We start from the raw sequence: 15,251 nt of genomic DNA on the forward strand, positions 1-15,251 counted from the left end.
TTGAAATATTATCTTATTGCAATATTTGATATAAAAAAGTTTTACTTTAACTAACTATTTATATTAGTTAATACCACAATGAAAAATTATCCAATATTATATTAATATCTAATAAAATAAATTTTTATATCAATATAAATCGATGTAAAATTACTTTAAGTAAAATATAGTGGGTATTTTTATCGATTATAAGCGGCGATAAACCTTCTCGGCGTCCATCGCAAACAAATTTGACCCAAAAAATAAAAAGACTATTATATATCTCTCGCTTGCTGTTATTATTAGCCCTATTATCGATTACTATAAAAATTTGCAACCATGGATAAATTTACCCGTCCTAAACTAACGCTGCCTAATGGCGCAAATAAATTATTACTGCATTCTTGTTGCGCTCCTTGCTCAGGTGAAGTAATGGAAGCACTAAGTGCTTCAGGTATTAATTATACTATTTTTTTCTATAATCCAAATATTCACCCACAACGAGAATATGAGATCCGCAAAAACGAAAATATTCGTTTTGCCGAGCAGCATAATGTGCCGTTTGTTGATGCTGATTATGATAGTGATAACTGGTTTGCACGTGCCAAGGGGATGGAGCAAGAACCTGAGCCTGGAATTCGTTGCACTATGTGTTTTGATATGCGATTTGAGCGTACCGCTCTTTATGCTGCCGAGCATGATTTTAGCATTATCTCCAGTTCATTAGGTATTTCTCGTTGGAAGAATATGCAACAGATCAATGATTGCGGTAAGCGTGCCGCCAGCCATTACGATGGCCTAACTTATTGGGACTATAATTGGCGTAAACAAGGTGGTTCCGCAAAAATGGTGGAAATTAGTAAGCGCGAACAATTTTATCAACAAGAATACTGCGGTTGTATCTATTCTCTGCGTGATACCAATAAACATCGGCGCACACAAGGGCGGGAGATTATCCGCATCGGAGTTAAATATTATACTGACGACAAACAACCCTAATGAGGCAAGCTATTTCAATAAGCAGGCAAGCGTTAAATACTATATTGGCGACAAATAATAGCAGTGCCTGGCTTCAGCCAGGCACTATTTATCCAATTTGCTAAACTATTTACCAGGCCGTAATGCTGGAAACAGAATGACATCACGAATTGTATGACTATTGGTTAATAGCATGATCATCCGATCAATACCAATACCTAAACCAGCCGTTGGTGGTAATCCATGCTCCAGTGCAGTGATATAATCCTCATCATAAAACATGGCTTCATCATCACCCTCATCTTTCTGACGAACCTGCTCAGCAAAGCGTTCAGCTTGATCTTCTGCATCATTTAGCTCAGAAAAACCATTACCAATTTCACGACCACCAATAAAGAATTCAAATCGATCGGTAATAAATGGATTATTATCATTACGACGAGCCAACGGAGAAACTTCTGCCGGATATTCAGTAATAAATGTCGGTTGGATCAAATGGCTTTCCGCCACTGCCTCAAAAATCTCACACTGCAGACGGCCTAATCCCCAGCCTTTTTCTACCTCTATATTGAGTGATTTTGCGATGATTGTCGCTTTAGCCAGATCATCCAAATCAGCCGGATCAGTTTCGGCCCGATATTTGACTATCGCTTCTTTCATCGTCATTTTGCTAAAAGACTGCCCGAAATCAAATGAATGCTCACCATATGTTACCTGGGTTGTGCCTAATACTTCTTGCGTTAACGTTTTAAATAACTCTTCGGTTAACACAATAAGATCTTTATAATCAGCATAAGCCATATACAGTTCCATCATGGTAAACTCTGGATTATGCCGCGGCGAAATGCCTTCATTACGAAAATTACGATTAATTTCAAAAACTCGCTCGAATCCGCCAACAACTAAACGTTTCAAATAAAGTTCTGGCGCAATACGCAGATACATATCAATATCTAACGCATTATGATGAGTAATAAATGGACGTGCCGCTGCACCACCCGGTATAACCTGCATCATGGGTGTTTCGACTTCCATGAAATCTTTACTAACCATGAAGTTACGTAAAGCCGACAACACACGTGAACGCGTAATAAAAGTCTGGCGCGATTGTTCATTAGCAATAAGATCGAGGTAACGTTGGCGATAACGCGTTTCCTGCTCTGCCAGCCCATGGAATTTATCTGGCAGAGGTCGTAATGCTTTGGTTAATAAATAGACTTCATGCGCATGGATGGTTAACTCACCTGTTTGGGTCTTAAATAATTTACCCTTAACACCAAGAATATCGCCCAGATCCCATTTCTTAAACTGTTCGTTATAAATACCTTCTGGTAAGTCATCGCGAGAAACATAAATCTGAATCCGACCGCCCATATCTTGTAAAGTCGCAAAAGAGGCTTTACCCATGATACGGCGTGTGATCATTCGGCCGGCAACAGAGACGTCAATATTCAGTGCAGTAAGTTCTTCCGCATGGTTCTCATCATATTTACCATGCAAATCGCCAGATAAATACTCACGGCGAAAATCATTAGGAAAAGCAATGCCATTACCACGCAATCCGGCCAGTTTTTCACGCCGAGTTTTTAATTCATTATTTAAATCAAGGGACCGCTCAGTACCCTGTTGTTGTTGAGACATCTTTTTTCCTCATAGGCCAGCTTTTAAGCTTGCTTCAATGAATTTGTCCAGATCACCATCCAGCACAGCTTGGGTATTGCGATTTTCAACACCGGTTCGTAGATCTTTAATTCGAGAATCATCCAGCACATAAGAACGAATTTGGCTACCCCAGCCAATATCAGATTTATTTTCTTCTAATGCTTGTTTATCGGCATTTTTCTTTTGCATCTCTAGTTCATATAATTTTGCTTTTAGTTGCTTCAATGCCTGATCTTTATTCTTATGTTGAGAACGGTCATTCTGACATTGGGTAACAATGCCAGTTGGAATATGGGTTATACGTACCGCTGACTCTGTTTTATTAACATGTTGGCCTCCAGCCCCTGACGCCCGATAAACATCAATGCGTAAATCCGCCGGATTGATTTCAATATCTATATCATCATCTACTTCAGGATAAATAAACGCTGAGCTAAATGAGGTATGGCGGCGACCACCAGAATCAAAAGGACTTTTACGCACTAATCGATGAACACCGGTTTCAGTCCGTAACCAACCAAAAGCATACTCACCAATAATCTTTATCGTGGCAGATTTTAAGCCTGCAACATCACCATCTGACGCTTCAATAATTTCTGTTTTAAAACCTTTTGATTCTGCCCAACGAAGATACATGCGCATCAACATGCTAGCCCAATCTTGCGCCTCAGTTCCCCCTGAGCCTGCCTGTAAATCAAGATAACAATTAGCACTGTCATACTGCCCTGAAAACATACGACGAAACTCTAATTGTCCCAGTTTTCCTTCCAGCTGCGTTAACTCCGCGACCGCCTCATGAAAAGTTTCTTCATCATCAGCTTCAATTGCCAAATCGAGCAAACCAGATACATCGTCTAAACCTTGTATCAAGGCATCAATAGTTTCTACTATTGCTTCAAGAGAAGAACGCTCCTTACCCAATGCTTGGGCTCGCTCTGGTTCGTTCCACACATCAGGCTGCTCAAGTTCTGCATTTACTTCTTCCAAACGTTCTTTCTTGGCATCATAGTCAAAGATACCCCCTCAAGATCTTCGTCCGCTCAGACAGATCCTGAATTTGATTTTTTATTGGATTAATTTCAAACATACCCTTATATCTTATTTATGTTATTTTCATTAAAAGTCATAAAAATATAAACCGCCTATTGTAGCGGCTCTGATTGCTGGATTATAGTTTTTCAGTCAATATGCTTCATGATAACTCATTTTACCAACCAAATAGCCGCTTTTAGTCAGTAAATGCCACTATAAGAATAATGCTTGAAATCTAACTAGTTGCAATTAGTGGCAGAAAAATAGTGATTATAATAAGGGAAATCATAACTATACCTACCACTGTTGATGGTCAAAATAGGCTAAATACTATTCGCAAGGCCATAAATGCTGAATGAGTAACTGGATGTTACGATTACCACGATACTCATTCACATCTAGTTTATAAGCCAATTCGACCATTTTAATACTATTGTCAGGCCAATAAGCGGTATCAATATTAAAGGCGATGCCATCTATCATCGGACCACCAGCCAGTGGTTCTAACATCACTTTTAGATGACAATTACCGACGAGACGTTGTTGCAGCAGGTGAAATTTGCCATCAAAAATTGGCTCTGGAAAAGCCTGTCCCCATGGCCCGCCATTTCTAATTAGTTCAGCAATATCCAACGACAACTCTTCATTATTTAGTTCACCATCACTCCAAATAACCCCTTCAAGCATATCGTTATCCAGTAGTTCTGCCATCAGATTAGCAAAGTTCTCTTGAAACTGAGTAAACTTCTGCTCCTCCAGCGTTAATCCTGCCGCCATAGCATGGCCCCCAAACTTTAAAATTAATCCCGGATTAAGCGTATCTAAGCGTTCAAGGGCATCCCGTAAATGCAAACCATAGATGGAACGCCCTGACCCCTTCAAAATCCCTTCACCAGCCGGCGCGAAAGCAATAACCGGACGATGAAATCGTTCTTTGATCCGAGAAGCCAATATTCCTACTACTCCCTGATGCCATTCAGGATGATAAAGTGCAAGACCACTGGGTATTTGATGACGTTTTTCTTCTATTTGCTCAAAAATCTGCCAAGCCTCTTGCTCCATATCCTGTTCAATTTCGCGGCGGGTACGATTTAAACTATCTAATTCATTAGCCAATTTTCTAGCGTGAACGATATCATCAGTCAATAACAGTTCTACACCGATTGACATATCATCTAATCTTCCCGCTGCATTAAGCCGTGGCCCAATTGAGAAACCTAAATCATTAGCAACCAGACGACTAACATCACGTTTGGAAACTTCAATCAAGGCTTTGATCCCGACACAGCTTCGTCCCGCCCGAATACGGTTTAAACCTTGATAGACTAAAATACGATTATTACTATCCAAGGGAACAACATCGGCTACCGTACCTAATGCAACCAAATCTAATAATTCAGCCAGATTAGGCATCTTACGTGCTTGTTGCTCAAACCAACCAGTCTGGCGCAACGCAGCACGTAATGCTGACATCAAATAAAAACTGACACCAACCCCCGCTAATGCTTTTGATGGAAAGTGACAATCAGCTAAATTAGGGTTAATGATTGCTTCTGCACAAGGCAGGGTTTCTCCTGGTAAATGGTGGTCGGTAATAATCACTTTTATACCGTGTCGTTGAGCAACAGCAACGCCTTCATAGGAAGATATACCATTATCAACGGTAATAATGAGTTGCGCTTTTCTTTTAATTGCTTGATCAACAACCTGCGGGCTAAGCCCATAGGCATCTTCAAATCGGTTAGGAACCAAATAATCAAAATGACGATATCCCATCGCACCCAGCGCTCGCAGTGTCAATGCCGTACTGGTTGCACCATCGGCGTCGAAATCACCGACCACTATAATTCGCCAATGTTCATTCAGAGCAGTGATTAATAACTGAACCGCTGTTTCAATACCATTAAGTGATTGGTAATTAAGCAATCCTTTTGCACCTGTTTCTAACTCATTTTCTGATAACACACCTCTCATAGCGTACAAACGGCGTAATACCGGAGACAAATGAGCAGGAAGGTGGCTATCATCTGCTTTCGGTCGGCGACGAAGCTGTATTTTCATATTTATTGTTAACTCATTATGATTTTTTCTTAAGTTTTTCTAACCCTTTAACTAAATCATCTGCCGTCATATAACCAGGTATTACTGTGCCATCTTCTAACACCATAGCGGGTGTTCCATTGATACCAAGCATATGACCGATATTAAATTGAGCGGCAATATCGACTGTTTTGCATTTTTCAATCGGAGAAATCGTTTCGCCTTTAAAAGCGTCTGTTAATGCTTTTTGTCGATCAGCACTACACCAAATAGATGTCATTGTTTTAGCTGATTCGTGGTGAAGGCCATTACGAGGGAATGCCAAATAACGTATGGTGATACCCTTTTTATTATATTCTGCTATATCTTGATGAAATTTCTTGCAATAACCACAGGTAACATCGGTAAACACGGTGACAACATATTTTTCCTCTGGTGCTTTAAATATGATCATCTGGTCACTCATTGCTTCTATTTTCTTTGCCAAGATCTGATTTGTAACATTAACCGGCATTGGACCACTTAAATCATAAATCGGTCCTTCTAATAAATACTTACCGTCTTCAGTCACATAAACCAGACCTTGGCTAGTAATTACTGTACTTAAACCTACAATAGGTGACGGATGGATATTCTCAGTTTCTATGCCCATTTTATTCAATGTTCTTTTAATTGCCACATCATCAGCCAATGCAGAATGTGACATTGCGGCCAGAAGACCAATTAACCATACGATATTTTTTTTCATTTAGAATTTCCTTGATCCTCAATCAACCTCGAGGATGGTGTTGTTGGTGCAATTGCCTTAAACGCTCTGTGGCAACATGGGTATAGATCTGGGTGGTAGAAAGATCACTATGTCCAAGTAACATTTGTACTACACGGAGATCTGCTCCATGATTCAGCAAATGGGTGGCAAAAGCATGTCTTAATACGTGAGGAGAAAGTTTTTCACTATCAATTCCAGCAATTGCTGCATAATGTTTAATCCGATGCCAAAAAGTCTGACGTGTCATTTGTGTACCTCTTTTACTCGGAAATAATACATCATTAGTCAATCCATTAAGTAAAATTGGACGACTTTCGGTTAAATAAGTTTCCAACCAATAAATAGCCTCTTCACCCAAGGGTACCAATCGTTCTTTATTACCTTTTCCCACTACCCGAATAACACCCTGACGTAAACTAATATCTGTTAATGTTAGCCCAACCAGTTCAGAAACACGTAGCCCACATGCATAAAGCACCTCAAGCATCGTTTTATCTCTTAATTCAATCGGATCATTAGTGATAGGTGCATGCAGTAAATCTTCAACTTGTTTCTCATTGACATCTTTAGGAAGCCGTTTCGGCAATTTAGGTGCCGACAATTGTGCCGTCGGATCATCGGTGCGCAGTTTCTCACGATAGAAATACTGAAATAAGCGTCGCATGGCACTCAGTAAACGAGCAGAACTGGTGGCTTTATAACCGCCCTCTACCCGTTCTGCCAGAAAAGATTGTAAATCCATGATCTCCACCGTAAGCAGATCATTACCATGGCGCGATAACCAATTAACTAATGCTTGTAAATCAGTACGGTAAGAAGAAAGCGTATTAGCGGCTAAATTGTGCTCAAGCCAAACAGTATCGAGAAATTGTTCTATCAACGGATGACTGTCTCTATTTTTTTCAGTTGACACAACAGCACTCCTAGTAAATTAATTGCACCATATTATGCCTCAAAAAATGCTTTCTGCCACAATGTCATCTTCACATTTATGAATATTGTTTCTTTATTAATTAAATTAGAATGATAATTGCATATAACTAATTAAATTAATAATTTAAATCAATATCAACTGATTTATTATAGTATTAAATATTGTCAATTAGGAATAAAAAACTATTGACTCTCATTAGTTTTTTATAAGTGATTACTTATTATCGATATTTAAATTTGTAAAAAATAAAAATCATGATGATATTATTATAAACATTCCATTTTAAAATATAAAAATAAATTAAAAAAACAAATCAACCACTCTATTATTTGATTAATTCCGCTATAACCAATTGATATTTTAATAAGTTGATATTTCAATAATATATCATCCCCAAAAAACGCTATACAAAATAAAACAAAAAATAATCTAATCAATATAAACAGATGGTTAACATGACAAATTATTAAGTTGTTTATTGCATTACGAATATAAATTTTTTAATAACAATCAAATTTATAATTAAAAAGGATAATAAATATGCCAGTAAATATTGTCTATTCTGCCACTCCAACAACTAAAAACTCACATGGCGTAGAAAAAAGAGCAATTGGTAAGTCTATCTTTCTAAACCAAGCTAATGGTACACCTATTTCATTAGCACCAGGCTTACCCGATTTAGAACAACAATTTGCTGAAATGGGGATCGTTGATCTTCGTACTCATGATTGGTACGGTGTTTGTGATATCGATAGTTGCTTTGATACAACAGATATTAATTACCTTGATCAGATAACAAATAATGCGCCAGACAATGTTAAAAAACAAATAAATAATTACGCGGATGATTTTTTTAATCGAAGAACTATTTGCTTAAATGCTCCACAATATTTTTCTGCTGAAGAAGAGCCACTATTCAATTGGCAACCAACCGATACCTATCTTAAAAAATCTTTATCTAACACGAGTTTCGCACCAATAAAAAAACGCTCTATTTTTAAGTTTAATTCAGCATAATATATAAATAGAAAAAATCTCATAAATTAAAAATAACTTATTGTAATTTAAGTAAATTTATACGTCTTAGCAAGTTACAGATTAATTATTGTTCTGAAGCCATTTCTAGAATTTTATATGCCGGTGCGAAACTCGTGTCTAATAAATATTATCAAGGCGAACAAAAGCCGAATATATTATTTAACCTGAGTTCGGGATAAGCATTATCAATTATACTTGAAGATACGTACCTGCAACAGGTATCTTTGGTTTAGATGGCATTAAACAATATGCAACCAGTCCGCCTAATAAATTCACTACAAAGTTAGCCGGAGAGCGATGTCGCGTATGCTCTATTTGACAAAGATTTTTTAACTCATCAAATACCGTTTCAATGACAGAACGATGACGCAAGATGGCTTTGTCGAAACAAGTCTGTTTAATAGGCTTCATTTTCTTCTTGATATTCGTTATAAGGCTAATTCCCATCGTTTTGAGTTGCTGTTTCAGTGAAGCCGATAAATACCCTTTATCTGCGTACAAACAACCAGAAAGATCCTTTGTCAGCTCAGGCAATGGTTTCCGATCATCGGTGTTTCCTGGTGTGAGTCGAAAACTGAGTATTTCCCCCAAATGATTGATAATTACATGAAGCTTGAAACCAAAGAACCAACCTGTTGAATTTTTTCCCCGTTCAGCTATCCCATTGAAGACTTTATGTCTGCGGATCCGTAAGTTATCACACACCGCTATCGGAGTAGAATCGGCAACCGATAGCCCCGTGCATTTTCCCTTAATTGACTCAAACAGTGCCGTTAACGCTAAGGCACTACGCGGAAGTAACTCTACACAGCGTGAATAGGATGGCAAGTTAGGAAATTCCTTCCGGAGATATAAGCGGACATAATAGAGATAAAATACCTTGAATTGCCTGAATCGGAGTTGATGAAACAACACAACCAGTGTCATCATTTCCGCCAACGAAAGCTGAGTAGACCGTCTACGACGCTTAGTACCGTTAGTCAGCAAATATTCATGCATTTTTGGCTCGAAGTCTTTGCAAAAATCATCCATCAGGCAATAAAGTTCAGTAAGATTTTCCATAATTGTTTAACAATGCTCTACTCTTTAACCAGACTGTTAGAGTATTTTAACAAAACAGGCTCATTCAACTATTTGAATATCAAGACTTTCTCTTTATTTCTTATCCCGAACTCAGGTTATTTAGAATAGGAAGAATGCTTAATGGTGGTAAACAAAAACCCACCAATATTGAAAAATATTGTCAATTAGTAAAAAAATTAGTAGAAAGATATAGTATTAACTATCATTTGATAGGTCTGGCTTATCCAATTTCTGAATACGAAATTTGGAATGAACCCGATCTTGGTTTTTTCTGGGCAACACCCGAAAATAATCAGCGCGCAGTTGTCGAATTTTATGATTTTTATTGTGCCGTTGCCAATACAATTAGAGCAGCTGCCCCCTGGGTAAAAATTGGTAGTTGCGGAACAGCATTTGTTTTTAAGAATGAAAATTTTGGCGATAACTTTATTACCTATATAAAAAATAATCATGTTCCTTTTGATTTTTACTCATATCACTATTACGCGATCGATACTGCAAATCCAAAAAACATTTATGAAATCCAAGAGTATGTTCGCAGTACATTAAATAAATATGGCTTCCAGCAAGTTAAATGCTATATAACTGAATGGGCCTTAACAGCTAACGCCAGTAAAATTAATAATACTAAGCTGCAAAGTCATGTTGCTGCTGCCGATTTGCTCTCTTTTTTGATCCACGCAGAAAAGGCTGGCGTAGATAAAGCCTATCTATATCGAGCTGATGGAGCAGAGTTTGGTCTGTTTGATAATAGTGCTTATGCTACCTATGCTGCCCAGGCATTTTGGCTATATAATCAATTTGCTTCTCAGCGTGATTCATCAATTATCAAATTAACAGACACCTCCAAAACTGGCATAACAACAACCGGCGCAATTAATGCCAACAATCAAATAAACATTCTTGTGGCCAATTATACAGCCGATCCCACTAATGTCGGCGAAAGCGGTCAAACAAAGCTACCCACAGGAGTCAAACTGCAATCACAATATTATATTGATACCGCGATCCCTGCTACTTTAATCGATAATGAGCGTTGGTATGGCAGCAATAATGTCCCACCACGTAATAGAAATAAAATGTTATATAATGGTAAACCAGTGCCAAATGGCGCAAATTCGCCCAACCAAAATGACCAATTAAAATACGACGATGTCAACTATCAGCAATCGAGTAAAGGATATATTGTTACCGTAACAGATATTCCTGCTAATTTTAATCACTACACGATTATTTTACATAAAGTATTTAATGGAGGACAACGTCAAACACTTAATGGAGAAACTTTTATTTATGAACCCTATGGTACTATCTCTCAATCCCGAGAGATAGTTATTAAAGATGATGATCCTAGCACAGCAGGAAATAATACATTAGCTTTAATAACGATCGAATTATACTAATTCAATAGTTATTATGCGTCATTTGAAAAAATTTCAAACCTATTATAACAATAAAAATCTGTTACTAGTGGTGAACTCAATAACATTTTTAGTGATTAGATATTACTATCAATTCAAATAATAGGTTTGTTCTTCATAAATTTTATTATTCAGATAAAGATAAAAAATTATGTCGTTAGTAATAAGCTAAAATTTTATTCTTATAATAATAAAAACTATCTTATACACTTTAAGTATATATAAATGTTAAATTGAAAACTAATTATCCCTGCCTATCAGTTATAAAAAAACTGATTTCATTAATTTCATCAAACTATTAATAGAATGAAAATCAATTAATTTTTATGACTAAATTAAATAAAAAAATATTCATCAAATTTAATTATCTTAAATAAAATTTATTATCCTAAATTTTTTCTTCGCTAAATAAGCAAAATAATTATGATAATCATCTTTAACAATATGGAGCTAAACAATGCAAAAACATAAATTTATTATAAAATTTAATAAATCTGTTATCCATGAAAGAAAAGATAATAATAAATTAATTTTAAAACCTACAATATTAAAGGATGAGTTTCTAAATAATTTTAATTACTATTCTATTGTTGATGATGATTTACTAACAATGAAAAACCAGCTGATTAATTGCCAAAACCTTACTGGTATTTGCTACGTTGAAGAAGCTGACAATTTGCCATTAGATGAACTACAACGTTTAGCGGATAAAATAAATAGTTATGATTTTGTTGAATATGCCTATATTGAACATACCGATACGTCCCCACCATTCAGGCAATTATTAGATAATAAGACGGAGCAAATTTATAATACCCCTAATTTTAACCCTCTCCAGGGCTATCAAGGTGGGACAACCTCAAATCATATTGGTATTGATATCGAGTATGCCTGGTCACTTGGTATAGTTGGTCAAGGGCTCCGCTGCGCCGATATAGAAGGTGGATTTTATTTTGAGCATGTTAATTTACAAAGAAAAAGTTTTATAAATTTATCACCTGAGTATCCACTTAAAAATGAACATGGCACCGCAGTTGCTGGAATAATGTATGCCAAAGATATGGGATTGGGTATAAAAGGATTAGTGCATGGAGCAGATACTTTTTATGGTGTTTCAGAAGCGCCAGCAGGACGAGTTAATGGAATTGCTAAAGCATTAAAATACTTAAGGGCGGGAGACGTATTTATTTATGAATTACAATCCATGGGCCACGTAATAAATATGTCCCAGCCGATTACCAAAAAGCGGTTTGGGATATCACAAAAGAAGCCACTGATGCCGGCATTATTGTCATTATGGCGGCTGGCAATGGCGCTGAAGATTTAGATCATAAATTATACACACGAGTTTCGCAATCTCCAAAAAAGAAGTATAAATTTAAAAACAAGAAAAAATCAGGGTGTTCATATTTTGTCGGGTTATCCATGTATTAAAGATATCTATAAAACATTCTTACAAGTAAGCAGTTTAAGATACTCTGGTTTAGCGTTATCAGAAGTAAGCCCATCGCCTTTATCTCATGACACTGTTAGCCAATGGCTAAAAAGTAGATGTTTTAGACCAAAGACCTATGGCGATTAGTTGAACCTTCTATAGACAAAAAAAGCCCTTGCGTATTAATTGCCGATGATACATTGATTGCCAAAACACGTAGTAAAAAAATAGAGATGGTCCATTATCAATATTCAGGTAATGAACATGATGTTATTGCTGGCATAGGTTTAGTTAATTTGCTTTGGCATGATCTGACGAAGGTTGAATCAATTCCTATCAATTATCGTATTTATGATAAAGATCCTGATGGAAAAACAAAAAACACGCACTTTTCCGAAATGCTCACTCTTGCTAAAAAAAGAGGGATCATGCCAGAAGCCGTAGTGATGGATGCTTGGTATTCTAGCCTGGATAACCTGAAATCAATTCGCTCTCATGGTTGGATCTGGGTAACCACGCTGAGGAAAAATAGGATTGTTAACCATAACAAACAACTGAACAAGTTAGATATCTCAGAAGAAGGAACGTCAATACACTTGCGAGGATATGGTTGGGTAACCGTTTTCAAATTTACAGCCAAAAACGGCCGTATTGATTACATAGTAACAAACAAAGAGAATCCCACCCGTCAATACGTCCAATCTATCATGGATGCCCGTTGGTCTGTTGAAGTTTATCATCGAGAAGTTAAACAAAACTGTGGTATTGAACGCTGTCAGGCTCGCACGAGCCGAGCGCAAAGAAATCATATTTTTCTCGCTATTTCTGCGTGGTTTGAACAACATAAACGTCGTATATCTGAAAAAATAACCCTTTATCAACAAAATTGGGACGTAATCAAAAGTGCTATTACTGAGCAAATCCCTGTTTTATTAGCGTACCCAAATTAGTTTTGTGCGAAACTCGTGATACAGTGAATATAGAAATCGTAATGACGATGGTGATAACGGTGCAATTCGTGTTGGTGCAGGTGATAAAAAATACTTGATCCCCACTGATTTCACCACTTATGGCAGCATGATACATGTGCAAGGATGGGGGCTAAATGTTGTCACAACCGGCTATAACGATCTCTACAATACCGGTGAGCATAATAATTATACCCATACTTTTTCGGGGACATCATCTACTACGCCGATTGTTGCTTCCGCTGTTGTGGCGATCCAATCATGGTATAAACAATATATTGGTGAGATTATTAAACCAAAAGACATGCGTTCACTGTTAATCGAAACAGGCACACCGCAAGGATACCATCAAACTAGCACGAGTTTCGCACAGGCATATAAAGTTCTAGAAATGGCTTAAAAGCAATGGTTAATCTGTAAGTTACTAAAACACATAAATTTTATTAAATTACAATAATTTGTATTTAATTTATAAGGTTTTGTCTATTTATATATCATGCTGAATTAAACTTAAAAATAGCGCGTTTTTTTATTGGTGCGAAACTCGTGACTAGTAATAAATGGATAAATATTGGTCCATTACCTAATGTACGCCGAGCAATTAGTACACTACAAAGGCGTTTACAATAAATAAGCGCTAAACATGATCACTAATAATATAATATCTTGCCATGTGGTAATTTTTTAGCAAATTAACTTAAAACCAGATCGCGACATTTATCTTTTAGACTGATTAAGATCTGGTTTTTTATCCCATTATCTGAAAGAAATAAGATTAAATAACCTGAGTTCGGGATAAGAAATAAAGAGAAAGTCTTGATATTCAAATAGTTGAATGAGCCTGTTTTGTTAAAATACTCTAACAGTCTGGTTAAAGAGTAGAGCATTGTTAAACAATTATGGAAAATCTTACTGAACTTTATTGCCTGATGGATGATTTTTGCAAAGACTTCGAGCCAAAAATGCATGAATATTTGCTGACTAACGGTACTAAGCGTCGTAGACGGTCTACTCAGCTTTCGTTGGCGGAAATGATGACACTGGTTGTGTTGTTTCATCAACTCCGATTCAGGCAATTCAAGGTATTTTATCTCTATTATGTCCGCTTATATCTCCGGAAGGAATTTCCTAACTTGCCATCCTATTCACGCTGTGTAGAGTTACTTCCGCGTAGTGCCTTAGCGTTAACGGCACTGTTTGAGTCAATTAAGGGAAAATGCACGGGGCTATCGGTTGCCGATTCTACTCCGATAGCGGTGTGTGATAACTTACGGATCCGCAGACATAAAGTCTTCAATGGGATAGCTGAACGGGGAAAAAATTCAACAGGTTGGTTCTTTGGTTTCAAGCTTCATGTAATTATCAATCATTTGGGGGAAATACTCAGTTTTCGACTCACACCAGGAAACACCGATGATCGGAAACCATTGCCTGAGCTGACAAAGGATCTTTCTGGTTGTTTGTACGCAGATAAAGGGTATTTATCGGCTTCACTGAAACAGCAACTCAAAACGATGGGAATTAGCCTTATAACGAATATCAAGAAGAAAATGAAGCCTATTAAACAGACTTGTTTCGACAAAGCCATCTTGCGTCATCGTTCTGTCATTGAAACGGTATTTGATGAGTTAAAAAATCTTTGTCAAATAGAGCATACGCGACATCGCTCTCCGGCTAACTTTGTAGTGAATTTATTAGGCGGACTGGTTGCATATTGTTTAATGCCATCTAAACCAAAGATACCTGTTGCAGGTACGTATCTTCAAGTATAATTGATAATGCTTATCCCGAACTCAGGTTAAATATTATAAAAAATAGAAAATAGCATAAAAAAAAGCCAGTTTTAACTAGTAAACATATCAAACACAACACCAGGGAAAGTCTCTATTTAACAAGAATAGAATGAACAAAT

General features: G+C 36.9%; 12 protein-coding genes and 1 pseudogene. 7 read left to right on the forward strand and 6 right to left on the reverse strand.

What is annotated here, in order from left to right; all coding sequences use genetic code 11:
- The first annotated feature begins 318 nt into the window (after positions 1-318).
- Positions 319-978 (forward strand): epoxyqueuosine reductase QueH, encoded by a 660-nt coding sequence (locus V3224_RS05130; RefSeq protein WP_334469009.1) that lies wholly within the window; start codon positions 319-321, stop codon positions 976-978.
- Between the two features lie 105 nt (positions 979-1,083).
- Here the strand turns inward: V3224_RS05130 and lysS are convergent, their stop codons facing one another.
- The 5 genes from lysS to xerD form a co-directional block, all read right to left on the reverse strand.
- Entirely contained in the window at positions 1,084-2,598 is a 1,515-nt protein-coding gene (gene lysS / locus V3224_RS05135; protein WP_334469012.1) for a lysine--tRNA ligase, read from the reverse strand.
- Between the two features lie 9 nt (positions 2,599-2,607).
- Positions 2,608-3,706, reverse strand: a protein-coding gene (prfB, locus tag V3224_RS05140; RefSeq protein WP_334469014.1) for a peptide chain release factor 2 whose coding sequence is annotated in 2 segments (ribosomal slippage) — positions 2,608-3,630 and positions 3,632-3,706 — 1,098 coding nt in all. Because the reading frame shifts where the segments join, the coding sequence is not laid out codon by codon here.
- Between the two features lie 275 nt (positions 3,707-3,981).
- Entirely contained in the window at positions 3,982-5,718 is a 1,737-nt protein-coding gene (recJ, locus tag V3224_RS05145; RefSeq protein ID WP_334470306.1) for a single-stranded-DNA-specific exonuclease RecJ, read from the reverse strand.
- Positions 5,719-5,728: 10 nt separating this feature from the next.
- Entirely contained in the window at positions 5,729-6,439 is a 711-nt protein-coding gene (dsbC, locus tag V3224_RS05150; protein WP_334469017.1) for a bifunctional protein-disulfide isomerase/oxidoreductase DsbC, read from the reverse strand.
- Positions 6,440-6,461: 22 nt separating this feature from the next.
- The gene (gene xerD, locus V3224_RS05155; RefSeq protein ID WP_334469020.1) at positions 6,462-7,373 is read right to left on the reverse strand and encodes a site-specific tyrosine recombinase XerD; all 912 of its coding nucleotides are present in this window, start codon (positions 7,371-7,373) and stop codon (positions 6,462-6,464) included.
- Between the two features lie 561 nt (positions 7,374-7,934).
- Between xerD and V3224_RS05160 the strand changes: the two genes are divergently transcribed.
- Entirely contained in the window at positions 7,935-8,411 is a 477-nt protein-coding gene (locus tag V3224_RS05160) for a hypothetical protein (protein ID WP_334469022.1), read from the forward strand.
- A 210-nt stretch (positions 8,412-8,621) separates the two neighbouring features.
- Here the strand turns inward: V3224_RS05160 and V3224_RS05165 are convergent, their stop codons facing one another.
- The gene (locus V3224_RS05165) at positions 8,622-9,494 is read right to left on the reverse strand and encodes an IS982 family transposase (protein WP_334467716.1); all 873 of its coding nucleotides are present in this window, start codon (positions 9,492-9,494) and stop codon (positions 8,622-8,624) included.
- Positions 9,495-9,628: 134 nt separating this feature from the next.
- On the opposite strand from V3224_RS05165, the gene V3224_RS05170 reads away from it, so the two are divergent.
- From V3224_RS05170 to V3224_RS05195, 5 genes and pseudogenes are all read left to right on the forward strand, one after another.
- Complete coding sequence (locus tag V3224_RS05170; RefSeq protein ID WP_334469025.1) at positions 9,629-10,918, forward strand: GH39 family glycosyl hydrolase; 1,290 nt, start codon at positions 9,629-9,631, stop codon at positions 10,916-10,918.
- Between the two features lie 475 nt (positions 10,919-11,393).
- Positions 11,394-12,263, forward strand: coding sequence for a hypothetical protein (locus V3224_RS05175; RefSeq protein ID WP_334469027.1), 870 nt, complete (start codon positions 11,394-11,396; stop codon positions 12,261-12,263).
- Positions 12,264-12,347: 84 nt separating this feature from the next.
- Positions 12,348-13,321: pseudogene (locus V3224_RS05185) on the forward strand (IS701 family transposase).
- Positions 13,322-13,385: 64 nt separating this feature from the next.
- On the forward strand, positions 13,386-13,739 hold the full coding sequence (locus V3224_RS05190; RefSeq protein ID WP_334470310.1) for a S8 family serine peptidase: 354 nt from the start codon (positions 13,386-13,388) through the stop codon (positions 13,737-13,739).
- 499 nt (positions 13,740-14,238) lie between these two features.
- Complete coding sequence (locus tag V3224_RS05195; RefSeq protein WP_334467716.1) at positions 14,239-15,111, forward strand: IS982 family transposase; 873 nt, start codon at positions 14,239-14,241, stop codon at positions 15,109-15,111.
- Positions 15,112-15,251 lie beyond the last annotated feature (140 nt).

The organism is Arsenophonus sp. PmNCSU2021_1, assembly GCF_036919435.1.
GTDB lineage: Bacteria > Pseudomonadota > Gammaproteobacteria > Enterobacterales > Enterobacteriaceae > Arsenophonus > Arsenophonus nilaparvatae.

Excerpts from the sequence above, each read along its gene's own strand:
- V3224_RS05195 (WP_334467716.1), top strand. The coding sequence starts at position 14,239 with ATGGAAAATCTTACTGAACTTTATTGCCTGATGGATGATTTTTGCAAA.
- V3224_RS05160 (WP_334469022.1), top strand. The coding sequence starts at position 7,935 with ATGCCAGTAAATATTGTCTATTCTGCCACTCCAACAACTAAAAACTCA.
- V3224_RS05170 (WP_334469025.1), top strand. The coding sequence starts at position 9,629 with ATGCTTAATGGTGGTAAACAAAAACCCACCAATATTGAAAAATATTGT.
- V3224_RS05175 (WP_334469027.1), top strand. The coding sequence starts at position 11,394 with ATGCAAAAACATAAATTTATTATAAAATTTAATAAATCTGTTATCCAT.
- V3224_RS05130 (WP_334469009.1), top strand. The coding sequence starts at position 319 with ATGGATAAATTTACCCGTCCTAAACTAACGCTGCCTAATGGCGCAAAT.
- lysS (WP_334469012.1), bottom strand. The coding sequence starts at position 2,598 with ATGTCTCAACAACAACAGGGTACTGAGCGGTCCCTTGATTTAAATAAT.
- V3224_RS05165 (WP_334467716.1), bottom strand. The coding sequence starts at position 9,494 with ATGGAAAATCTTACTGAACTTTATTGCCTGATGGATGATTTTTGCAAA.
- dsbC (WP_334469017.1), bottom strand. The coding sequence starts at position 6,439 with ATGAAAAAAAATATCGTATGGTTAATTGGTCTTCTGGCCGCAATGTCA.